The organism is Umezawaea sp. (assembly GCF_036375055.1).
In the GTDB taxonomy this organism is placed as follows: domain Bacteria; phylum Actinomycetota; class Actinomycetes; order Mycobacteriales; family Pseudonocardiaceae; genus Umezawaea.
Window position 1 is genome coordinate 1 of the sequence record NZ_DASUSQ010000101.1, and the last position, 21,458, is coordinate 21,458.

Sequence of the window (21,458 nt, forward strand, 5' to 3'; positions counted from 1 at the left end):
GCAGTCATAGCGGAGGGGAAACACCCGGTCCCATTCCGAACCCGGTAGTTAAGCCCTCCTGCGCCGATGGTACTGCACTGGTGACGGTGTGGGAGAGTAGGTCGCTGCGGGACAATTTTTCCCTCAGGGGGAGTTCCTTTAAGGGACTCCCCCTGAGGGCTTAGTGCGTTCGGCGGGGCGGGGGTCGCCTGGTGGTGAGGGCCCCCCGATTCACAAGTTAGCGGAGGGGTCCGACAGTTTTCGGCTGGTGGTCGTGACGGTCGGTGGTGGGGTGTTGTCGCGGCTGTAGTGGTGGCTTTGCGGCTGGTCGGGTCGTGGGGGAGTAGTCCGTTCGGTCGTCTACCGTTTCGGCATGGAGAGCGAACACCCCGACCCCCGCACGGCTCGTCGGTCCGGTGCTGTGGGCACGTCGCCCGCCGACCTGACGTCCAGCCCGTTCCGGGCGGACCGGGATCGGGTGGCCAGTTCGCCGTTCTTCGCCCGCCTCGGTGGGGTGACGCAGGTCGTCAGCTCGACCGGGTCGGGGTTGTTGGTGCACAACCGGCTCACCCACAGCCTGAAGGTGGCGCAGGCGGCTCGTGCCATCGCGGAGCGGTTGTGCGCTCGGCCCGAGCTGGTCGGGGTGTTGGACAAGCTCGGTGGGTGCGACCCGGACGTGGTGGAGGCCGCGGCTCTGGCGCACGACCTGGGGCACCCGCCGTTCGGGCACCTCGGGGAGCAGGTGCTGGACCGGATCGCGCGGCACCGGCTCGGGCTCGCCGACGGGTTCGAGGGGAACGCGCAGTCGTTCCGGATCGTGACGACCACCGACGTGCGCGGACCCGCCGCCGTGGGGTTGGACCTGACCGTCGCCGTGCGGGCGGCGATGCTGAAGTACCCGTGGACCCGCCTGTCGCACCCGGAGGCGCACCCGCGGGACATGGCTGCCCCGCCGCGCGGCGCGGCCGAACCGTCGGACGGGCCGGGGACCGGGGCGGCGAAGTTCTCCGCCTACGTGACCGAGCTGGAGGACCTGGTGCAGGCCCGCGCCCCCTACGAGGGGCGGGTCGAGGGGTGGCAGCAGACCGTCGAGGCGTCGGTCATGGACACGGCGGACGACATCGCCTACGCCATCCACGACCTGGAGGACTTCCACCGCGTCGGTGTGCTCCAGCACGCGACCGTCGCGGCCGAACTGGGGACGTGGCTGAACGAGGGCCTCGAACTGGCGGGCCTGTCACGGGCCGAGCTGGACCAGCAGCAGCGGAGGCCGGGGCGGTCGCTGGAAGCGCTGCGGCGCAGGCTGCACGCGAAGGACTCGTGGGCGGTCGACGACGACGCGTTCGCGTCCGCCGTGGCGAAGGTCCGGACCGAACTCGTGGACGGACTGCTGTCCGTGCCGTTCGACGGCTCGGTCGAAGCGGAACAGGCCGTGGCCGGGTTCTCCGCGCGGTGGACCCGGCGACTGGTCGACGCGGTCGGCGTCGTCGAGGAACCGACGACCCGGTCCGGGCACGTGGTGCTCGCGGTCCCGCAGTGGCACGAGGTGCAGGTGCTGAAGTTCGTGCACCGGCGGTTCGTCCTGCTGCGTCCGGACCTGGCGCTGCACCAGCGCGGCCAAGCCCGGCTGATCACGGCGCTCGTGGAGGCGCTGGAGCAGTGGGTGACCGACCGGCACGAGTCCGACCGGCTGCCGAGGCGCCTGCACGACCTCGTCGAACTCGCCGAGACCGAGTACGCGACGCTCGCCCGCACCCAGCCCCGCGCCCTCATCGGCGCGACCGGTGAGGCGCCGACCGGGAAGGACGCGGTGCGCGCGCTCGCCCGCGGCCGGGCGGTCGTGGACTTCGTGGCGTCGTTGACCGACAACCAGGCCGCGGCACTGCTCGAAGCGCTGTCCGGCCGGACGGGTCAGCTGTGGACGGACGCCTTCGTCCTGTGAACGGGGAGAACCACCCGGCACACCAGCGGTGAAGTCCCCGTGGGAATTCCCCGTGACGGCGCAAGGCGAACGACCGCGTGCGCCCACTCGTCCGAACGAGCACCGCCGTTCGGGTGCGGCGACGCGCGTCCATCGCGCGGCAATCCACTGTGAACGGTCAACTCTTGGGTGCCCCGCGTACTGAGACGTCCTCCAAACGGACGCTGACCGTATCCGGGCGGGCACAATACGTTGACGCGGCCGGTTCGATCCGGATCACAGGCCGCGTGCGTCGGGGCACGCTCAACTTCGGGGGAGACGCCCGTGCGCTCACCACTGCACCGTTCGCGAAGAAGATCCCTCATCGCCGCAGGGACGGCGATGCTGTTGGCCACGTTGGGTTCCATCACCCCCGCCCAGGCCGCTCCGGCCAAGGCGGGCAAGGACTTCTCCGACGTGACGGCGAAGCAGATCGCCGCACTCCAGGAGATCAAGAAGTCCACCACCAAAGCCGAGTCCAAAGTGGACAGCGCGCTCGTCGTCGAGCAGCGCCGCCGCTCCTCGGTCGGCACGATGTCGGCGCTGCCGGACCTCAAGACCGGGGTCGAGGTGCAGTCCGGTGACACCGTCCTGGTCGACATCCGCGCCGAGAAGGTCGGCGACGAACTGCTGAACGCCATCCGCGGCGGCGGGGGTGGCATCCGGTCGTTCTCCGTCGAAGGCGCCACCGTGCGCGCGCAGATCCCGCTGTCCCAGATCGGCGCGCTCGCCGAGCGCGGCGACGTCAAGCGGGTCGAGACGGCCGTGGGCGCGATGACCGCGCACCTCGACAAGACCAAGACCACCAAGAGCAAGAAGCCGCGCGCCGAGCTGTCCAAGGAGGCCAAGGCCAAGCAGGTCGAGGCCAAGGCGCGCCAGGCGCTCATCTCCGTGCAGGCCGTGAAGACCGGTGAGGGCGACCGCGCCCACGCCGCCGACACCGCCCGCGCGCAGTTCCACGTCACCGGCACCGGCGTGAAGCTCTGCGCCCTGTCCGACGGCATCGGCTCGCTCACCGCCTCGCAGGCCGCGGGCGAACTGCCCGCCGTCGACGTGCTCACCGGCCAGGCGGGCTCCGGCGACGAGGGCACCGCGATGCTGGAGATCCTCCACGACATCGCGCCCAACGCCGAGCTGGGCTTCGCCACCGCGTTCAACGGCGACGCCAGCTTCGCCGACAACATCAAGGGCCTGCGCTTCCAGCTCGGCTGCGACGTCATCGTCGACGACGTCCTGTACTTCAACGAGTCGCCGTTCCAGGACGGCATCATCGCCCGCGCGGTCGACGCGGTCACCGCCGACGGCGCGGTGTACTTCTCCTCCGCGGGCAACGAGGGCAACGTCGCCGAGGGCACCTCCGGCCACTGGGAGGGCAACTTCGTCGACTCCGGCGTCAGCATCGGGAAGTTCGCGGGCTCGGCCCACGACTTCGACCCGAACCCCAACGCCAAGCAGGTGTTCAACCCGCTGTCGAACAACTCGGGCAACGTGCCGGTCACGCTGTTCTGGTCCGACCCGCTCGGCCAGTCCGCCAACGACTACGACCTCTACGTGACCAACGCGCAGGGTGCGGTCGTGGCGTTCAGCCAGAACCCGCAGGAGGGCACGCACGACCCGTACGAGCGGGTCAACACCCCCGCCACCGGCACCGGTCTGCGCCTGGCCGTGGTGAAGTTCCGCGGTGAGGACCGCTACCTCGCGCTGTCCGCGCTGGGCGGCCGGTTCAAGGACTCCTCCGACGGCCTCAAGAAGTTCGCCACCCCCGGCGTGACCCGCGGCCACTCGGCCGCCAAGGGCGCCATCAGCGTCGCCGCGGCCCCGGCCGCCTCCGCGCTCCCGTTCGACCTGGAGCCCGGTGACCCGGCGAACCCGAAGGGCCCGTACCCCGGCACCTTCACCGCCGACTCGAAGCTGGAGCGGTTCACCTCCGACGGCCCGCGCAAGGTGTTCTTCAAGGCCGACGGCACCCCCGGCGCCGAGACCCGGCAGAAGCCGGACCTCACCGCCGCCGACGGCGTCGCCACCAGCGTGAGCGGCTTCAACCCGTTCTTCGGCACCTCGGCCGCCGCGCCGAACGCCGCCGCCATCGCCGGTCTGATCCTGTCCGGCAACCCGACCCTCACCCCGGCCGAGGTCAAGGAAGCCCTCACGGCGACCGCGATCGACATCGCCGAGCCGGGCACGGACAACCGCTCGGGCGTCGGCGTCGTGCTCGCCGACCGCGCGCTGGCCTACACGGGTGCCAGCCCGCAGGCCCTCGCCACGGCCCAGAAGCCGACGATCGTCAACGACGCCGACGGCAGCCAGTACCTGAAGCCGGGCACCACCTCCACGGTCACCGTGCCGGTGCTCAACTCCGGTGACGGCACCGCCGCGTCCACCAGCGTCGTGCTCACCACGCCCACCGCGGGCGTGACGATCGCGCCGAGGTCGAAGTCCTACGGCAACATCGAGGTCGGCCAGACCGTCACCAACACCTTCAAGGTGACCGTGCCGGGCACGTTCGTCCCCGGTGACCAGGTGAAGCTCGACGCCCGCGTCACGTTCGCCGGTTCCACCTCGCCGACGACCAAGTCGTTCCAGATCGGCGTCGGCGAGCCGTCGCGCGAGTTCAAGCACTTCGCCTACAGCGGTGCCCCCATCGCGATCCCGGACAACAGCACCGTCGGTGCCGGCGTCCAGTTCCCGGTGACCGGCGTCGGCCGGGCGTCGAAGGTGACGTTCTCCGTCGACGGCGACACCTGCTCCACCGCCGACGCGTCGCCCACGGTCGGCATCGACCACACGTTCGTCGGTGACCTGGTCGGCACGCTGACCTCGCCGACGGGCGCGACGGCCACGCTGTTCTCGCGCTCCGGCGCGGCGGGCAACAACCTCTGCAAGGTCGTCTTCGACGACAGCGCGGCGGCGTCGTTCTCCACCGTGACGTCGGCCCTGGCGCCGTTCACCGGCTCCTGGAAGCCCGCCTCGGGGACGCTGGGCTCGCTGACCGCCGGTTCGGCGGACGGCACCTGGACGTTCAAGGTCGTCGACGCCGCGGGCACCGACGTCGGCTCCCTGCGCGCCGTGTCGCTGCACCTCGCGGGGTACGTGTCCTAGTTCGCCCGGTGGTGGCCCCTGACGCGTCGGGGGCCACCACACCACCCCTTCACACGTGAACGGCCCCCGCTGCTCAGCGGGGGCCGTTCACGTGTGAAGGGGGACCGGGTTACTTGGGCCACTCCCAGCGGACGCCGAACACGCCGGGACCGAAGCCCAGCGCCACGGCGTGCACGCCACCGGCGTTGTCCAGCGTGAGGTTCCGGCGCCGCGACGGCGTCTCGTCACCCGCGGGCAGGCTGTACTGCTGGCAGCGCGCGGGCAGGTTCGACTGGTCGAACCTGACCTCGATCACGTACTCGCGCACGGGCAGGCGGAACTTGCGCGCGAAGGTGTTGTTGCCCGCGGGGTAGTGCCCCTCGGGGAAGACCAGTTCGTACTCCATGATGATGGTCTCGCCCCGCGCGAGGGGGCGGTCGAACATCATCTCGGCGACCATGATGTTGGCGTCGGTGTCCTCGGCGACCCTGCCGAGGTGGCAGTTGCGGAGGTTCGCGACCTCCGGCAGCACGTCGGACTCCTCGGTCTCGAACACCAGCGCCCAGCGGTCAGGGCCGTCCTGCTCGGCGCGCAGGATCTGCCGCACCCAGATGGAGCGCTGGCCGCCGTCGGCGGCGATGTCGATGCGGTCGTGCTGGCTGATCCGCCCGAGCTTGACGTCGGAGGTCGTGTCCACCTTGCTGAGCAGGTCGGCGACCCGCTCGCGCCGCGCCCAGAGCGCGTCGATGGGCATCATCGTGGTGGGGCGGCAGCGCCGTCCGCGCGGACGAGGTGGCCCGAGGAGGGCCGACAGACCCGCCTGCGGGACGCCCAGGACGGATTCGAGGTGTCGCAGCGCCTCCAGCGACTCCGGCCGCTCGGGTCGACGACGACCCGACTGCCAGTAACTGAGCGTAGCGACGCTGATGGTGACCCCGCGCAGGCCCAATCGGTGCTGGATGCGGTCCAGGCTGAGCCGACTCGCTTTGATCGCGGCTCTCAGGGCCTCGGGAAACGGTCCCGTGGTCAGGAGCTGCGCCAGACTGCCGTGGCCCGTCGAATCGATGTCTTCGACAGACAGAGTAGGTCGACCGGCAGCGTTGGTCATGGTGACTCCCCGCTGTCATTAGATCACGCCCAAGTGACCCTACCCGCCAACGATTGGTGTTGGTGGCGACCGGATGGAGTCAATGGTTGGTCCGTACGGGTTACACGTTTTCTCTGTTGACGCCTATCTGTCAAGTGGTGATCGTTGGTCCTTCGCCCAGTGTGAACCCGTCGGTAACATTGTGCACGAGGCGCTGGATGTGCGGGAAAACCCCCTTCGGTGTCGGTTGTGCCGTCGTGGTGGTCCGGTGCCGACCGTGCCGGGCCACCAGCGACCGCACACCTACTGGCGACGCCTGATCGGGTGGCTCTACTGTGTCCACGGTGACTTCGGGCCAGGACTACGCCACCGGACCCCACGAGCCGGAGGACGTGCTCGTCGAGGTCGCGCGGGCCGTCCTCGGCCCCGGTGACCACCGCATCATCGACCTGATGGACGTCACGCGACAGCCCTACGGCCGCGTGGTGGACGTGGTGCGCGCCAGCGACGACCTGGTGCCGAGGCTCGCCCACGAGGGTGCCCTCGACCAGGCCTTCCTCCTGGCCCGCAAGTGCCTCCGGCCCGGCGGGATCCTCGTCGCCGCCGTTCCCGAGCTGGACCGGCTCAGCAGGCTCCGCCCGATCACGGCACCGCCGAAGGTCCTCGGCCGCGGCGAGAGCCGCCAGGTGACGGTGCAGCTGTGGGACTGGTCCAACGACGGCGAGTCCTACGAGCTGGAGGTCGTGCAGCTGGAGCGCGCGCTGGGGACGTGGCAGATCGCGTCCTCGGTCGCGACCAGGCACCGCGTCCTGACCCCCGAGCAGATGGCCGAGCAGTTCGCGCTCGCGGGGTTCGGCGCCGTGCAGCGGCTCCTGCCCGGTGAGAGCGGCCACCCGCTGCCGGTGTGGGTCGCGGTGGCCCCCGCTTGAGCCGCGTCCGCGCGGTCGCGGGCGGCGGCCGGGCGGTCGAGGTCGAGCCGGAGCGCCTCGCGGGCTGGTTCGAGCGGTTCGCCGCGCGGCACGGCGGGCTGTCCCGCACGGCGGGCGACGGTGACCGGCTGGTGGTCCACGCGGTCGACGGGACGCGCGCCGAGGTGGACGTGCCGTTCCCCCCGCTCGCCACCCCCACCGTCGCCTGCCTGGTCGAGCACGCGCTGCTCCCGCGGCGGATCGGTCTGCTGCTGGTCCGGCTCGGCGGGCACAGCGTCGGGATCGCGGTGAACGGCGTCGTGGAGGTCTCGACCACCGGCAGCCGCCAGGTGCACGGCCGCTCCAGCGCGGGCGGGTGGTCGCAGCGGCGGTTCGCGCGCCGCCGGGAGGGGCAGTCGCGGGTCGCCCTGGAGGCCGCGGCCTCGGACGCGGTCCGCGTGCTGGCCCCGGCCGTGGACTCGCTGGACGCGGTGGTGCTGGGCGGTGACCGGCAGGCGCTGGACGTGCTGCGCGCCGACCGGCGGCTGGCCGCGGTGTTCGCCAGGGCGGGGGAGCGGGTGCTCGACGTCGCCGAACCCCGCCGCGCCGTGCTCGACGAGGCCGCCGTGCGGGCGCGGGCGGTGGAGGTCGTCGTCCGACCGCCCGAGCGGCATGGCCTGTGACCCGTGTCACCGGAGGGTGGATGGAGGGCGGTTCGATCGGGTTCGGGCCCGGTGACCTGGTCGAACGGCCTGGGCCCCGTTCGGTGGGGCCGGAAGAAGTCGGTGCAACCCGCACGGCGGCCCATCGCATGGATAGGGGTGAGGGCGGCGAACGAGCCGCCCGCCCAACCCCCTAGGAGCAGCAAGTGCGCAAACGACTCGTTGTGGTGGCCGCCGTGGCGCTCGGCGGGATCGGCATCGCCGTCCCCACGATCGCGCTGGCGTCCGGTGGCGGTGACAAGGCGCCTGCGCCCACCTCGACCTCCCGCCCGGTGGTCTCGACGTCCCCGCAGAGCTCGATCCCCACGACGCCGAGCGCGACGTCGTCGTCCGCTCCGGTCGAGGTGACGCCGATGCCGTCGACGCCGGTGGAGGTCACGCCCGCGCCGTCCGCTCCGGTCGAGGTGACGCCGATGCCGACCGTGACCACCAGCCCCGGCGCGTCGGTGCCGCCGGTAGCGTCCACGCCCCCGGCCCCGACGACCACGACCACCACCTCCCCCGGCGTCTCCTACCCCGTGACCACGGCTCCGTCCACCACCAACCGCTGAGCGGGAGAGCACGACACGCGTGACCGACCCGACCTGGAACGCCGAGTTCACCCGGCACTTCGACCTCACCGCCGATTCGATGCGCTTCACGGCCTACCTGCTGTGCGGCAACTGGCACGAGGCCGAGGACGTGGTGCAGGCCGCCTTCCTGAAGCTGTACCTCGCGGGGCCCAAGCTGGCCAGGAGGGACGGCTTGGCCGCCTACACCCGCAAGATCGTGGTGCGCACGTTCATCGGCGAACGCAGGCGGATGAGGTGGCGGCGCGAGAAGCTGACGGATTCCCCGCCGGAGATGCCCTCCGGCGGGGAGCACGTCGAGGACCGGCTCGTCGTGTGGCAGGCGATGTCGGTCCTCGGCGCCCGGCAGCGGGCCGTGCTGGTGCTGCGGTTCTGGCACGACCTGAGCGTCGAGGAGACCGCCTCGGCGCTCGGGTGCTCGACGGGGACGGTCAAGAGCCAGAGCGCCCGAGGCGTGGCGACGCTCCGCCACCGCCTCGGACCCCAGTACGCCGACCTGTGGCAGGAGGTGTCTCGCCGTGCGTGAGGACGACCTGAAGAGCACCTTCGAGCAGTTGCGCGCGGCGCCGATGCCGGTGCGGGGGCTCACGGCCGACGACATCATCAGCAGTGGCGAGGCGGTCAGGAAGCGGCGGCGCACGATGGCCGTCGTCGGCAGCGGCGTCGGCACGACCGCGGTCGTGGTGGCCGCCGTGCTCGCGCTGGCGCTCAAGCCGGGGGACGTGCCGAGCGGTCCCGTCGACCCCGCCGGGCCGTCGAGCACCACGTCGGTGTCCGAGCCCGTCGAGGTCCCGCCGTCCACGACCCCGCCGCCCGAGTCCTCGGTCGTGTCCTCGGCCCCGGAGACGTCGCGACCGCCCTCCACGTCCACGACCTCCACCTCTCCCACCGCGTCCCCCAGCAGCACGTCCGTCCCCGAGGAACCGGTGGTGACGACGACCACCGGCACCGAGGTCACGCCGATGGGCAGCACGTCGATCCAGGTGACCCGGACCCCGTAGTCGCCCCGCTCCTCCCCGGTGTTTGCCGCACGCCCGAAATCCGGATACCGTCATCATCCAGATGATCTGATCATCTGGATTCGACGTCCTCGCACCGGGAGAACCCCCATGACCACCACCCCCGAGATCGACCTCAGCGACCCCGACGTCGTGCGCGACCCGTTCACCTCCTACGGGGACGCGCGGGAGGCCTCGCCGCTGGCCAGGATCCTGATCCCCGGCATGAACCCGCTGTGGGCGCTGACCCGGCACGCCGACGCCCGCGCCGTGCTCGGCGACCCGAGGTTCGAGATCAACGCCGACAGCTTCATCCGCCCGCCCGGCATCCCCGAGCACTGCCTGAGGTACATGCGGACCATGTCCGAGATGGACGGCCCCGAGCACACGAGGCTGCGCAGGCTGGTGTCGCCCGCGTTCACCGCGCGCCGCGCCGCCGAGTTCCGCGGGCGGATCGAGCCGATCGTCGACGGCCTGCTCGACGACCTGCCGTCGCACGTCGAGGACGGGTCGGTGGACCTGCTGCGGCACTTCGCGTGGCTGCTGCCGATCGACGTGATCTGCGAGCTGGTCGGCATCCCGGCGGAGGACCGGCCCGCGTGGCGCGAGCACGCGGCGACCATCGCGGCGGGCCACGGCCAGGGGTTCGCCGACGCCATCCCCGCGATCATGGCGGGTGCCGAGGCCGCCGTGGCGAGCCGTCGCGACGCACCGGACGGCGACCTGCTCGCAGACCTCGTCCGGGTGCGCGACGCCGACGGCGACCGGTTGAGCGAGACCGAGCTGGTCACGCTGGTGTGGCACCTGGTGCTCGCCGGGCAGACGCCCGCGAACCTGGTGCCGAACGCCGTGCTCGCCCTGCACGAGCACCCGGACCAGCTGGCGGCGCTGCGGGCCGACGACTCGCTGATGCCGCGCGCCGTGGAGGAGCTGATCCGCTGGTCCGGCCCGACCCTGCTGGCGATCCCGCGCTACGCCACCGAGGACGTCGAGCTGTTCGGCACCCTCGTGCACCAGGGCGACGCCGTCACGGCCGCCGTCGCGGCGGCCAACCACGACCCCCGCGCGTTCACGGCGCCCGAGGAGCTGGACATCACCCGCCCGTCCGGCGCAGGTCACCTCGGCTTCGGCCACGGCCCGCACTTCTGCCTCGGTGCCTCGCTGGCCAAGGTGCAGACCGAGGCGGCGCTCTCCGCGCTGCTGCGCCGCTTCCCCGCGCTCGCGGTCACGTCGGCGCGGCGCGCGCCCGACCCCGGCACCTGGCGCCTGTCGTCCCTGCGCGTCTCGCTCTGACCGGCGGACGCCGAACCTCCGGACGACGGGGGCCGGGGGTTCGGCGCGCGGTCAGCCGAGGGTGCCGGTGGCCAGCAGCCCGCCGTCCACGCGGACGGTCTCGCCGGTGATCCACGCGGCGGCGTCGGAGGCGAGGAACGCCACCAGCCGGGCGACGTCCTCCGGCGTGCCGAGGCGCTTGAGCGGGTACTGCCGGGACGCCTCCTCCTCGCGGCCGGTGTAGAGCGCTTCGGCGAAGCGGGTCTTCACCACGGCGGGCGCGACGGCGTTGACCCGCACGTCCGGGCCGAGCTGCCACGCCAGCTCCTCGGTCAGCCGGATCAGCGCCGCCTTGCTCGCCCCGTACGCGGCGATCACGCCGGTGGACCGGAGCCCGCCCACCGACGCGACGTTCACGATCGAGCCGCCGTGCTCGGCCATCCACGCCTTCCACACGAGCTGGGTGAAACCCAGTGCCGCCACCACGTTCACGTCGAAGATCTTCCGCACGGCCCCGAGGTCGGCCTCCACGAGCGGACCGAAGACCGGGTTGATGCCGGTGTTGTTGACCAGCACGTCGACCCGCCCGAACCGCTCCAGGACCGCGGCCACGGCCGACGCGCGGTCGTCGTCGTCGCCCGCGTTGCTCGCCAGCGCGAGCACCCGGTCCGGCGGCACCCCGGTGTCCTGCGCGAGCGTCCGCGCGGCCCCGGTGATCGCGTCCGGTTTGCGCCCGGTGATCGCGACCGACGCCCCGAGCGTCAGCAGTTCGTGGGCGATGCCGAGACCGATTCCCCGGCTCGCGCCCGTGACCAGCGCCGTCTTCCCTGCGAACGTGTCCGTCATGCGCGCAAATGTATGCCGGTGCCCACATGTGGCGAATTCGTTGGCGCGCAGCCCGTAGACTGGTGCCGTGGTCATCCTGATCGAGTAGGTCCAGCGCGTGTTCCTCCGCCGACCCCTCTGTTCCGCATGACCACCCCACCTGGAGTTCCGCTGTGATCACGGCTACCAACATCGAGCTGCGCGCGGGTTCGCGCATCCTGCTCTCGGAGGCCAACCTCCGCGTCCAGCCCGGCGACCGCATCGGCCTCGTCGGCCGCAACGGCGCGGGCAAGACGACGTCGCTGCGCGTGCTGGCGGGCGAGGGCCTGCCCTACGGCGGCGACGTGCGCCGCACCGGCGAACTCGGCTACCTGCCCCAGGACCCGCGCGAGGGCGACCTCTCGGTGATCGCGAAGGACCGCGTGCTCTCCGCGCGCGGCCTCGACCAGATCCTGCGGGACATGGAGAAGACGCAGTCCGCGATGGCGGAACTGGTCGACGCCAAGGAGTTGGACAAGGCCGTCACCCGCTACGGCAAGCTGGAGGACCGCTTCTCCGCGCTCGGCGGGTACGCGGCCGAGAGCGAGGCCGCGCGCATCTGCGCGAACCTCGGCCTGGCGGACCGGATCCTGGCGCAGCCGCTGAGCACGCTGTCCGGCGGTCAGCGCCGCCGCGTCGAGCTGGCGCGCATCCTGTTCGCCGCCTCCGAGGCCGGTGTGGGCGCGAAGTCCAGCACGATCCTGCTCATCGACGAGCCCACGAACCACCTCGACGCCGACTCGATCTCCTGGCTGCGCGGCTTCCTCAAGTCGCACGAGGGCGGCCTCGTCGTGATCAGCCACGACGTGGAGCTGCTCGACGACGTGGTGAACAAGGTCTGGTTCCTCGACGCCACGCGCGGCGAGGTCGACCTGTACAACATGGGCTGGAAGAAGTACCTCGAAGCCCGCGCCGCCGACGAGAAGCGCCGCCGCCGCGAACGCGCGAACGCGGAGAAGAAGGCGGGCGTCCTCCTGGCGCAGGCCGACAAGATGCGCGCGAAGGCCACGAAGGCCGTCGCCGCGCAGAACATGGCCAAGCGCGCCGAGAAGATGCTCGCGGGCTTGGACGAGACGCGGGTGGCCGACAAGGTCGCGAAGATCCGCTTCCCCGAGCCCGCCTCGTGCGGCAAGACCCCGCTGATGGCGGAGGGCCTGAGCAAGTCCTACGGCTCGCTGGAGATCTTCACCGGCGTCGACCTCGCCATCGACAAGGGCTCGCGCGTCGTGATCCTCGGGCTCAACGGCGCGGGCAAGACGACGCTGCTGCGCCTGCTCGGCCAGATGGAGCGCCCCGACGCGGGCTCGCTGATCCCCGGCCACGGCCTGAAGGTCGGCTACTTCGCGCAGGAGCACGAGACGCTCGACCACGGCGCCAGCGTGTGGGAGAACATCCGCCACGCCGCCCCGGACACCCAGGAGCAGCAGCTCCGGCAGCTCCTCGGCACGTTCCTGTTCAGCGGCGAGCAGCTCGACCAGCCCGCGGGCACCCTGTCCGGTGGCGAGAAGACCCGGCTCGCGCTCGCGGGCCTGGTGTCCAGCGCGGCGAACGTGCTGCTGCTCGACGAGCCGACGAACAACCTCGACCCGGCCAGCCGCGAGCAGGTCCTGGACGCGCTGCGCCGCTACCAGGGGGCCGTCGTCCTGGTCACGCACGACCCCGGAGCGGTCGAGGCCCTTGAGCCCGAGCGGGTGATCCTTCTCCCCGACGGGACCGAGGACCACTGGTCCGCGGACTACCTGGAACTCGTGCAGTTGGCCTGAGCCAAGGGAAGCAGCCCTTTTCGGCAAGCGTGATCAAAGGGGTGGCTGTCCGTGATCATGTGGTCACGGACAGATCATTTTGCATGATCGCCTGGCGTTCTGCCCCGTCGTGTTCGATCATTGCGACGACAGGGGCCCGAAAGCGGCCCGACCTGCTCGGACGGAAGGCGGGACATGGTGGCTGACCTGAAGAAGGGCGCCCGGATCACCGGCGCCACACGGGACAAGCTGGCCGCTGACCTGAAGAAGAAGTACGAAAAGGGCGCGAGCATCCGGGCGTTGGCTGAGTCGACCGGGCGCTCCTATGGCTTCGTCCACCGGGTTCTGTCCGAGTCCGGTGTCACGCTGCGCGGTCGAGGTGGCGCCACCCGAACCAAGAAGAAGTAAGCTACCCTCCGGTAACAACAGGGCGCTGAACACTGGGTGGCGCCTGCCCGGACCCGGAGGTTCCAGCATGTCGGCCACACCCATCGATGCCGGTCTGCTGGAACGTGGCGGTGTGCGGCTCGTCGTGGACGGGCCGCGCGCGACCATCACCCTCGACCGCCCCGATGTGCTCAACGCGCAGACGCCTTCCACCTGGCAGGCGTTGCGGGCGATCGGTGCAGGCCTGGACCCGGACGTCCTCGTGGTGGTCGTCCGGGGTTCTGGTCGTGCGTTCTCCGCCGGACTGGACCGGCGGATGTTCGCGGGCGGGGTGCCGGGGGAGCCGGGGCTCTCGGAGATCGTGGCGCGCGGGCCCGAGGCCGGTGCGGCGCTGATCGCCGAGTTCCAGGAGGGTTTCCGCTGGCTGCGCGACCCGTCCAGGCTGACGGTGGCCGCCGTGGCGGGCCACTCGATCGGGGCCGGGTTCCAGCTGGCCCTGGCGTGCGACGTGCGGATCGTGGCCGAGGACGTCTCGTTCTCCATGGCGGAGACGTCGCTGGGCCTCGTGCCCGACCTCGGTGGGACGCTGCCCCTGGTCAGGGCGGTGGGGTACTCGCGCGCCGCCGAGATCTGCGTGACCGGGCGCCGGGTGGGCGCCGAGGAAGCGCTGCGGATCGGCCTCGCGAACGCGGTCGTGCCCGTCGACGGCCTGGACGCCGCGGTGGACGAGTTCACCGCCCCGGTGCTGCGGGCGATGCCGGGTGCCGTGCGGGAGACGCTCGCGTTGATCGCCGCCGCCGCGGGTGGCGCGTCGGCGGGGGAGCAGTTGGCGCTGGAGCGCGAGGCGCAGCTGCGCAGGCTCGCGGAGTTCGCCGCCCTCGCCCAGTAGCCCCACCGGCGGTTCGCCTGTCGGCGAACAGGGAAGCACGCTGTTCCACGTGGTGTTGACTCACGACGTGGACAGTGGATTCGGTGGTTGGGGCCTGATGATGAGCGCGATGCGCGCGGCCGACGCGCCCAAGGGCGTTCGAGCGGGCACGTTGCGCAGAGTGCTCACGTTCGCCCGGCCGCACCGGGCGAAGTTGATCGCGTTCCTGCTGCTCACCGTCGTGTCGTCGGTGCTGGCGGTGAGCACGCCGCTGCTGGCGGGCCGGGTCGTCGACGCCATCGTGCAGGGCCGCGCGGTCTCGGTCGTCGTGTGGCTGGCCGTCGCCATCGCGGTGATCGCCGTGGTCGACGCCGCGCTCGGCCTGGCCGAGCGGTGGCAGTCGACCCGCATCGGCGAGGGCCTGATCTACGACCTGCGCCGCGCCGTCTTCGAGCACGTGCAGAGGATGCCGGTCGCGTTCTTCACCCGCACCCGCACCGGCGCGCTGGTCAGCAGGCTCAACAACGACGTGATCGGCGCCCAGCGCGCGTTCACCTCGACCCTGTCGGGCGTGGTCACCAACGTCATCCAGCTGTCGCTGACCCTGGTCGTGATGCTCACCCTGTCGTGGCAGGTCACCGTGCTCGCGCTCCTGCTGCTGCCGGTGTTCGTGCTGCCCGCGCGCCGCATGGGCAACCGGATGGCCGACCTCCAGCGCGAGGCGGCGAACCTGAACGCGGGCATGACGACGCAGATGACCGAGCGGTTCTCCGCACCCGGCGCGACGCTGGTGAAGCTGTTCGGGCGCCCGCGCGAGGAGGCCGAGGAGTTCGGCGACCGCGCCCTGCGCGTGCGCGACATCGGCGTGAAGACCGCGATGGCCACCCGGTGGTTCATGACCGGCCTGACGCTGGTGTCCGCGCTGGCCCAGGCGCTGGTCTACGGGCTCGGCGGGTACCTGGCGCTGACCGGGCACCTCGCGGCGGGCACCGTGGTGTCGCTGGCGCTGCTGCTGTCGCGGCTCTACGCGCCGCTGACCGCGCTGGCCAACGCGCGGGTCGACGTGATGACCGCGCTGGTGTCGTTCGAGCGGGTCTTCGAGGTGCTCGACCTCAAGCCGATGGTCGCGGAGGCCGACGAGCCCAAGCGCGTGCCCGACGGCCCGGTCTCGGTGGAGTTCGCCGACGTCCGGTTCGGCTACCCGTCGGCGGACAAGGTGTCGCTGGCCTCGCTGGAGTCGGTGAGCACGCTCGACACCCGCGGCGGCCAGGAGGTGCTGCACGGCATCAGCTTCACGGCCGAGCCCGGCCAGCTGGTGGCGCTGGTGGGGTCGTCCGGGGCGGGCAAGTCGACGATCGCCTCGCTCGTCCCCCGGCTGTACGACGTGGAGTCCGGCTCCGTCCGGCTGTCCGGTGTGGACGTCCGCGAACTCGGGTTCGACGACATCCGCGGCGCCGTCGGCGTCGTGACGCAGGACGGGCACCTGTTCCACGACACGATCCGGGCGAACCTGCTCTACGCGCGCCCGTCGGCGAGCGACGAGGAGCTGCGGGACGCCGTCGCGCGCGCCCGGCTGGAGACGCTGGTCGAGTCGCTGCCGGACGGGCTGGAGACCGTCGTCGGCGAGCGCGGGTACCGGCTGTCCGGTGGCGAGCGGCAGCGGTTGACCATCGCGCGCCTGCTGCTGGCCCGGCCCCGCGTGGTCATCCTGGACGAGGCGACGGCGCACCTGGACTCGGAGTCCGAGTCGGCGGTGCAGGCCGCGCTGACCGAGGCGCTGCGGGGCCGGACCGCGCTGGTGATCGCGCACCGGCTGTCCACGATCCGCGCGGCCGACCAGATCCTGGTGGTGGAGGACGGGGAGGTCGTGGAGCGCGGCAGCCACCAGGACCTCCTCGCCGCCGACGGCCGCTACGCCGAGCTCCACCACACCCAGTTCGACGAGAATCCCCAGGTCAGCGTGGTGACGACGCCGAAGTTCTCCCTCGTCACAGAGCGCCCAGGAACGCCCCTGTGACGGCGACCGCCGCTGTCGACGAGCCGCCGTCCACCACCAGCACCGCGAACGCGACCGTGCCCCGGTAGCCGACGAACCAGCCGTGCGAGCCGGTGCCGTCGCCGAACTGGGCGGTGCCGGTCTTGCCGAACACCTGGCCGTACGGGGCGAGCGCCGTCGCGGTGCCGCTGGTGACGACCTCGCGCATCATCGGCCGCAGGGCCTGGGCGACCCCCGCGGGCAGACCGGTGGGGGCGGTGTTGACGACCGTGGGGATCTCGCGGATCAGCGTCGGCGTCGGGGTCCGCCCGGTCGCCACGGTCGCGGCGGCCAGCGCCATGCCGAACGGCGTGGTCTGCACCGTGCCCTGGCCGATGCCGTTCTCCACCCGCGACGCGACGTCCTGGGCCGGGGGGACCTTGCCGGTGTTGGTGGTGAGGCCCGCGACGGTGAAGTCGGCGCCGATCCCGAACCCCAGCGCCGCGTCCGTCAGCGCCGTGGCGGGCAGGCCTGCCGACAGCGTGCCGAACGTGGTGTTGCAGGACCGGGCGAACGCCGTGCGCAGCGGGACCTCGCCCAGGTCGAACCTCCCCTCGTTGGGGATGCGCCGGGTGCCGATGGTGGCCTCGCCGGGGCACTCGACGGGCGTGTCGACGGTGACGCCGCCGTTCGCCATGGCCGCCGCGGCGGTGACCACCTTGAACGTCGACCCCGGTTCGTGCAGGTAGCCGAGCGCGATCGGTCCGGTGGCGGTCGCGGCCGCGTTCTGCGCCACGGCCAGGACCTCGCCGTTGGTCGTGTCGAGGGCGACGACCGCCGCCTGCCGCGGGACGCCGTCGACGGCCGCCTGGGCCGCGTTCTGCACGGAGGGGTCGAGGGTGAGGGTCGCGGACTTCGTGACGACCGCCGCCTTCTCCTCCAGGGTGGTCACGGGCGCGCCCGCCGCGTCGACCGCCACGACCTGCCAGCCCGGCGTGCCGCCGAGGCCGCCCACGGCGGTGCGGACGCCCGGCATGATCGCGGAGGCGTAGGCGCCGGTGTCCGCGGGGACCGGTTGGCCGTCGCGGTCCAGCAGCGCGCCGTCACCGGACAGCGGGAGGAACTTCAGCGACTGGTCCTCGGCCAGCCGCGGGTGCAGCACCGCCCGCGTCCAGTGCACGCGCCACCGCGTGGCGTCCCGCTCGAGGTCCACCGTCGTCCGGTACGACCACGGGGCACCGCCGGGCAGCGTCCACGCGAGGTCCACCGCGACCGTGGCCGCGGTGTCGTCCGCGGTCGCGGTGGACGCCGAGCCCACCACGGCCGCGACCGTCGCGGGCCCCATCCCGGCCTTGACGCTGTCGAGCACCGGCACCGCGGCCTGCTCGGCATCCGTCTGCGCCGCCGCCGTCGCCGTGTCCCCGGCGGCGAGGGCCACGAAGAAGTCCTTGGCGACCGCGGCGGGCCCGGCCACCGCCGGGGTGGACGCGGTCACCTTGGAGCCCGGTCCACCCGCGGTGTCGGGCCCGGCGCCCGCCAGGACCACGGCACCGCCGACCCCGATCACCGCCGCCGCCGTCAGGCCTCCGGTGACCAGCACGATCCGGCGCGTTCTCGCGTTCATCTACCCGATACCCCCCACGTGCGGCCAACCCCTGCCCCGCAACGTAGCGAGCGGGTGTGGAGGTTCGGTGGCGATTCGGCGGTGAAGTGCCGGATCCCGTCAGCCCAGCTGCGGGATCCGGGTCTGGTAGTGCCGCAGCAGGTCGGCGTTCGCCGCGTCGCCGCCCTCGACGTTGGCGCTCCGCCACAGCGGCAGCTCCACCTTCTGCTCGGCGGCCTTGTCGTGGAGCCGCACCATCAGCAGGTTCCACAGGAACGCCGTGGCGACCGTGGAGATCGCCGCCGTCACGGGCTTGTCGGCGGGGTAGGTGGCGTCGCCGGGCGGCACCACGTTGTCCAGCACCACGGTCGCGACCTCGGCGAGGGTGGTGCCCGCGCGGCGCGGGGCCAGTGCGCTGGCCGCGACCGAGGTGACCGCGACGACCGGGCAGCCCGCGTCGACGGCCTGGATCGCCAGCTCGACGGGGTAGGGGTTCACGCCGGAGGTGGAGAACACGAACAGCACGTCGTGGGCGGCGAGACCGGTGTCGCGCAGCACCTCCGCGGCCAGGCCGGAGCGGCGCTCGGCGGCGGTGCTGCTGATCGCGCCGTGCATCGGCAGCAGCTCGGGGTGGTAGACGGGGCGCACGCACGCGAGGCCACCCGCCCGGTAGAACGTCTCCGCCACCGCGGCCAGCGAGTGGCCCGCGCCCGCCGTGAGGAGCATGCCGTCGGCGAGCACGCTCGCCAGGACCAGCTCGGCCACGTCGTCGAGCGCGGACGCGTTCTGCTGCTCCACCCTCAGCAGGTGGTCGCGCACCACGTTGCCATAGTCGGATCCGGTCACGGTCTCGCTCGTCATGCGGTGATCCTCCATCGTCGCGGGGCGGCAGTGGTCCACACCACTGGGCACGGGTAGTCCTACCTGATGGATGGTCTTCGCGAAAGCCTTGTGGTTCGAACAAGTCATGTGTTCGTATGAACACGTGGAAAGTGCGAAGCGGCATGAGCTGATCCTCCAGAGCCTCCGCCACGGTGAACGGGTGACCGTGGCGGCCCTCGCGGAGCTGATCGGCTGCTCGGAGATGACCGTCCGGCGGGACCTCGACACGCTGGAGCGCGACGACCTGCTGCGCCGGGTGCGCGGTGCCGCCGTGGGGATGCTGACCGGCGAGGAGACCCCGTACGCCGCGCGCGGCAAGCACCGGCTCGACGTGAAGCGGCGCATCGCGCTCGGCGTCGTCGAGCTGATCGACGACGGCGAGAGCATCGTGGTCGACGGCGGCACCACGACGCTGGAGGCGGCCCGGCTGCTGGTCGACCGCAGGCTGACCGTGCTGCCGCTGAACCTGCACGTCGCCAACGCCCTCAAGGGCGCCGACCGCGTCCGCCTGGTGCTGCCCGGCGGAGACCTGCGCCCCGGCGAGCTGTCGTTCATCGGGCCGCTCACCGAGCACGCGTTCGAGGTCATGCGCTTCGACACCATGGTCCTCGGCAGCTGCGGGCTGAGCGTGCGCAACGGCATCTCCTCGCACGACCTCCAGGAGGGCGCCGTGAAGAAGGCCGCCGTCACCGCGTCCGCCCGCGTGATCGCCGCCGTGGACAGCTCGAAGTTCGGTCGCACCGCCTTCGGCCGCGTGTGCCCGATCGAGGCGATCGACGTCCTCGTCACCGACGAGGACGCCCCGGCCGACGAGGTCGCCGCCCTGCGCGACGCCGGAGTGGAGGTCCACCTTGTCTGACGCCCTGCTCACCGCGCGGCCCGGGGTGGCGCGCGTGTCCACCGCGCTGGTGTTCGCGGTGCACGCCGCCGTGTTCGCCGCGTGGACCCCGCACATCCCCGACGTGAAGGACCGCCTCGGCCTCAACGACGGCACGCTCGGGCTCGCCCTGCTGGGCGCCCCCGTCGGGTCGGTGGTCGCGATGCTCGCCGCCGGTGGCGCCATCGCGAGGTGGGGCAGCAGGCGCGTGGTGCTGCTGACGTTCCCCGCCTACGCCCTCGTCTCGCCCGCGCTCGGCTTCGCGCCGTCGCCGGTGCTGCTGTTCGTCGCTCTCGCGTTCTGGGGCGGGTTCCAGGGCGCGCTCGACGTGGCCATGAACTCCCAGGGGATCGCGGTCGAATCCGCCTACGGCAGGCCGATCCTGTCGAGCTTCCACGCCTGGTGGAGCGCGGGCGCGTTCGTCGGCGTCGGGATCGGCGGGGCGGCCGTCGCGTTCGGGGTCGACCTGCGCACCCAGATGATCGTGTTCACGGTGCTGCTGCTCCTGGCCGCGTGGCCGTTGACGCGCGGCATGTTCGGCGACGACCGCGCGGTCGACGAGCACAAGCTCGGCCTGCCGTGGCGCGACCGCCGCGTGCTCGTCCTGGGCGCCATCATGTTCGGCGGCCTGCTCTGCGAGGGCGCGATCGGCGACTGGGCCGCGGTCTACCTGCGCGACACCGTCGGCGTGCCGGTCGGGCGGATCGGGCTCGGCTACGCGGTGTTCGCGGTGATGATGTTCCTCGGCCGGGTCGGCGGCGACGGCTGGGTCGCGCGGTTCGGACCGGCGCGCGTGGTCGGCGTGCTGGCCGCGCTGGGCGGCACCAGCTTCGCCATCGCGCTGATCGCGGGCCAGTTCTGGTTGGCGCTGCTGGGTTTCGCGCTGTTCGGCCTCGGCATCGCGTGCATCGTGCCGGTGGTGTTCAGCTCCGCCGCGGCGCAGTCCGACGCGCACGCCGGGCAGGCCATCGCCGGTGTCGCGACGGCGGGCTGGGCCGGGTTCCTGCTCGGGCCCCCGCTGATCGGCCTGCTCTCGCACGCCACGTCGCTGACGCTCGCGCTCGCCGTGCTCCCGGTGTGCTGCCTGGGGATCGCGCTGGCGGCGAGGTCACTGCGCCCAGCGGGCTAGGTCCTCCACCCGGTCCACGTCCGCGCCGTCCGCGACGTCCTCGCACGGCACGGCGAGCACGTCGTGGGCGCGCAGGTAGTCGCGGGCGCCCGCGTCGCCGGTCGAGGTCGCGAGGACACCCGCCCAGTGATCGCGGCCGATCAGCACGGGGTGACCCGGCTCGCCGTGGAAGGAGGCCCTGGCCAGCGCGTCGGGGGTGGCCAGCGCCGCCAGCCGTCGCACGGCCTCGGCGGTCACCCCCGGTGTGTCCACGGGGAGCACCACGACGGCGGTGGCGGAGGTGGCCGCCACCGCGGTCAGCCCGACGCGCAGCGAGGAGCCCATCCCGGTCGTCCAGCCGGGGTTGTCCAGCACGAGCGCGGGGCCGAGCGACGCCCGTGCCCTGACCTGCTCCGCGGCGGCGCCGAGCACCACGACGACCGGGTCGCACCCCGCCAGCCCCAGCGTGCCCGCCGCCGACTCGACGAACAGGGACCCGCGGTGGGAGACCAGCGCCTTCGGCGTGCCGAACCGGCGCCCGGCTCCGGCGGCGAGCAGCAACCCGGCGATCGACATGCC

19 protein-coding genes and 1 rRNA gene are annotated in these 21,458 nt (G+C 72.4%); 15 read left to right on the forward strand and 5 right to left on the reverse strand.

The genetic code is table 11. From position 1 onward, the window contains the following. The 3 genes from rrf to VFZ92_RS26520 form a co-directional block, all read left to right on the forward strand. A 5S ribosomal RNA gene (gene rrf, locus VFZ92_RS26510) occupies window positions 1-113 on the forward strand; the annotation flags it as partial. Between the two features lie 239 nt (window positions 114-352). Beyond that, window positions 353-1,921, forward strand: coding sequence for a dGTP triphosphohydrolase (locus tag VFZ92_RS26515; protein WP_330878752.1), 1,569 nt, complete (start codon window positions 353-355; stop codon window positions 1,919-1,921). A 360-nt stretch (window positions 1,922-2,281) separates the two neighbouring features. Next, the gene (locus VFZ92_RS26520; RefSeq protein ID WP_330878753.1) at window positions 2,282-5,038 is read left to right on the forward strand and encodes a S8 family serine peptidase; all 2,757 of its coding nucleotides are present in this window, start codon (window positions 2,282-2,284) and stop codon (window positions 5,036-5,038) included. 109 nt (window positions 5,039-5,147) lie between these two features. Here the strand turns inward: VFZ92_RS26520 and VFZ92_RS26525 are convergent, their stop codons facing one another. Beyond that, entirely contained in the window at window positions 5,148-5,771 is a 624-nt protein-coding gene (locus VFZ92_RS26525) for a hypothetical protein (protein WP_330878754.1), read from the reverse strand. A gap of 677 nt (window positions 5,772-6,448) precedes the next feature. Here VFZ92_RS26525 and VFZ92_RS26530 point away from each other — a divergent pair. From VFZ92_RS26530 to VFZ92_RS26555, 6 genes are all read left to right on the forward strand, one after another. After that, window positions 6,449-7,033, forward strand: a complete 585-nt coding sequence (locus VFZ92_RS26530) for a hypothetical protein (protein ID WP_330878755.1) — start codon at window positions 6,449-6,451, stop codon at window positions 7,031-7,033. After that, window positions 7,030-7,695, forward strand: coding sequence for an acVLRF1 family peptidyl-tRNA hydrolase (locus tag VFZ92_RS26535; RefSeq protein ID WP_330878756.1), 666 nt, complete (start codon window positions 7,030-7,032; stop codon window positions 7,693-7,695). Before VFZ92_RS26530 ends, VFZ92_RS26535 begins: the two co-directional genes overlap by 4 nt. 185 nt (window positions 7,696-7,880) lie before the next feature. Then, window positions 7,881-8,285: a hypothetical protein gene (locus VFZ92_RS26540; protein WP_330878757.1), complete on the forward strand. Its 405-nt coding sequence runs from the start codon at window positions 7,881-7,883 to the stop codon at window positions 8,283-8,285. A 19-nt stretch (window positions 8,286-8,304) separates the two neighbouring features. Beyond that, complete coding sequence (locus VFZ92_RS26545; RefSeq protein ID WP_330878758.1) at window positions 8,305-8,829, forward strand: SigE family RNA polymerase sigma factor; 525 nt, start codon at window positions 8,305-8,307, stop codon at window positions 8,827-8,829. Next, window positions 8,822-9,304, forward strand: a complete 483-nt coding sequence (locus VFZ92_RS26550; RefSeq protein WP_330878759.1) for a hypothetical protein — start codon at window positions 8,822-8,824, stop codon at window positions 9,302-9,304. The genes VFZ92_RS26545 and VFZ92_RS26550 overlap by 8 nt, the downstream gene beginning before the upstream one ends. Window positions 9,305-9,412: 108 nt before the next feature. Beyond that, window positions 9,413-10,594 carry a cytochrome P450 gene (locus tag VFZ92_RS26555; RefSeq protein ID WP_330878760.1) on the forward strand — a complete coding sequence of 394 codons (1,182 nt, stop codon included), beginning with the start codon at window positions 9,413-9,415 and terminating at the stop codon, window positions 10,592-10,594. Window positions 10,595-10,645: 51 nt separating this feature from the next. Here the strand turns inward: VFZ92_RS26555 and VFZ92_RS26560 are convergent, their stop codons facing one another. After that, window positions 10,646-11,419 (reverse strand): SDR family oxidoreductase, encoded by a 774-nt coding sequence (locus VFZ92_RS26560; protein ID WP_330878761.1) that lies wholly within the window; start codon window positions 11,417-11,419, stop codon window positions 10,646-10,648. 152 nt (window positions 11,420-11,571) lie between these two features. Here VFZ92_RS26560 and VFZ92_RS26565 point away from each other — a divergent pair, with 152 nt between their 5' ends. The 4 genes from VFZ92_RS26565 to VFZ92_RS26580 all read left to right on the forward strand — a co-directional run bounded on the left by VFZ92_RS26565 (window position 11,572) and on the right by VFZ92_RS26580 (window position 16,451). Continuing rightward, window positions 11,572-13,200, forward strand: a complete 1,629-nt coding sequence (locus VFZ92_RS26565; protein ID WP_330878762.1) for an ABC-F family ATP-binding cassette domain-containing protein — start codon at window positions 11,572-11,574, stop codon at window positions 13,198-13,200. 177 nt (window positions 13,201-13,377) lie between these two features. After that, on the forward strand, window positions 13,378-13,587 hold the full coding sequence (locus VFZ92_RS26570) for a helix-turn-helix domain-containing protein (protein ID WP_030473247.1): 210 nt from the start codon (window positions 13,378-13,380) through the stop codon (window positions 13,585-13,587). A gap of 67 nt (window positions 13,588-13,654) precedes the next feature. Continuing rightward, entirely contained in the window at window positions 13,655-14,455 is an 801-nt protein-coding gene (locus tag VFZ92_RS26575) for an enoyl-CoA hydratase/isomerase family protein (protein WP_330878763.1), read from the forward strand. A gap of 97 nt (window positions 14,456-14,552) precedes the next feature. Next, window positions 14,553-16,451 (forward strand): ABC transporter ATP-binding protein, encoded by a 1,899-nt coding sequence (locus VFZ92_RS26580; RefSeq protein WP_330878787.1) that lies wholly within the window; start codon window positions 14,553-14,555, stop codon window positions 16,449-16,451. On the opposite strand, the gene VFZ92_RS26585 is transcribed toward VFZ92_RS26580, so the two are convergent. Together VFZ92_RS26585 and VFZ92_RS26590 are read right to left on the reverse strand one after the other, a co-directional pair. Next, on the reverse strand, window positions 16,423-18,033 hold the full coding sequence (locus VFZ92_RS26585) for a penicillin-binding transpeptidase domain-containing protein (protein ID WP_330878764.1): 1,611 nt from the start codon (window positions 18,031-18,033) through the stop codon (window positions 16,423-16,425). The two genes, VFZ92_RS26580 and VFZ92_RS26585, sit on opposite strands and share 29 nt — an antisense overlap. 99 nt (window positions 18,034-18,132) lie before the next feature. Beyond that, window positions 18,133-18,873, reverse strand: coding sequence for an SIS domain-containing protein (locus tag VFZ92_RS26590; RefSeq protein ID WP_330878765.1), 741 nt, complete (start codon window positions 18,871-18,873; stop codon window positions 18,133-18,135). Window positions 18,874-18,979: 106 nt separating this feature from the next. Here VFZ92_RS26590 and VFZ92_RS26595 point away from each other — a divergent pair, with 106 nt between their 5' ends. Beyond that, entirely contained in the window at window positions 18,980-19,753 is a 774-nt protein-coding gene (locus VFZ92_RS26595; RefSeq protein WP_330878766.1) for a DeoR/GlpR family DNA-binding transcription regulator, read from the forward strand. Beyond that, window positions 19,746-20,900 (forward strand): MFS transporter, encoded by a 1,155-nt coding sequence (locus tag VFZ92_RS26600; protein WP_330878767.1) that lies wholly within the window; start codon window positions 19,746-19,748, stop codon window positions 20,898-20,900. The genes VFZ92_RS26595 and VFZ92_RS26600 overlap by 8 nt, the downstream gene beginning before the upstream one ends. Here the strand turns inward: VFZ92_RS26600 and VFZ92_RS26605 are convergent. Next, on the reverse strand, window positions 20,880-21,455 hold the full coding sequence (locus VFZ92_RS26605) for a nucleotidyltransferase family protein (protein ID WP_330878768.1): 576 nt from the start codon (window positions 21,453-21,455) through the stop codon (window positions 20,880-20,882). The two genes, VFZ92_RS26600 and VFZ92_RS26605, sit on opposite strands and share 21 nt — an antisense overlap. Between the last annotated feature and the right edge of the window lie 3 nt (window positions 21,456-21,458).

What these genes read in the sequence shown, in the direction of transcription:
- VFZ92_RS26515 (WP_330878752.1), top strand. Translation starts at nt 353, where the DNA reads ATGGAGAGCGAACACCCCGACCCCCGCACGGCTCGTCGGTCCGGTGCT.
- VFZ92_RS26520 (WP_330878753.1), top strand. Translation starts at nt 2,282, where the DNA reads ATGCTGTTGGCCACGTTGGGTTCCATCACCCCCGCCCAGGCCGCTCCG.
- VFZ92_RS26525 (WP_330878754.1), bottom strand. Translation starts at nt 5,771, where the DNA reads ATGCCCATCGACGCGCTCTGGGCGCGGCGCGAGCGGGTCGCCGACCTG.
- VFZ92_RS26555 (WP_330878760.1), top strand. Translation starts at nt 9,413, where the DNA reads ATGACCACCACCCCCGAGATCGACCTCAGCGACCCCGACGTCGTGCGC.
- VFZ92_RS26560 (WP_330878761.1), bottom strand. Translation starts at nt 11,419, where the DNA reads ATGACGGACACGTTCGCAGGGAAGACGGCGCTGGTCACGGGCGCGAGC.
- VFZ92_RS26575 (WP_330878763.1), top strand. Translation starts at nt 13,655, where the DNA reads ATGTCGGCCACACCCATCGATGCCGGTCTGCTGGAACGTGGCGGTGTG.
- VFZ92_RS26580 (WP_330878787.1), top strand. Translation starts at nt 14,553, where the DNA reads ATGATGAGCGCGATGCGCGCGGCCGACGCGCCCAAGGGCGTTCGAGCG.
- VFZ92_RS26585 (WP_330878764.1), bottom strand. Translation starts at nt 18,033, where the DNA reads ATGAACGCGAGAACGCGCCGGATCGTGCTGGTCACCGGAGGCCTGACG.
- VFZ92_RS26590 (WP_330878765.1), bottom strand. Translation starts at nt 18,873, where the DNA reads ATGACGAGCGAGACCGTGACCGGATCCGACTATGGCAACGTGGTGCGC.
- VFZ92_RS26595 (WP_330878766.1), top strand. Translation starts at nt 18,980, where the DNA reads ATGTGTTCGTATGAACACGTGGAAAGTGCGAAGCGGCATGAGCTGATC.
- VFZ92_RS26605 (WP_330878768.1), bottom strand. Translation starts at nt 21,455, where the DNA reads ATGTCGATCGCCGGGTTGCTGCTCGCCGCCGGAGCCGGGCGCCGGTTC.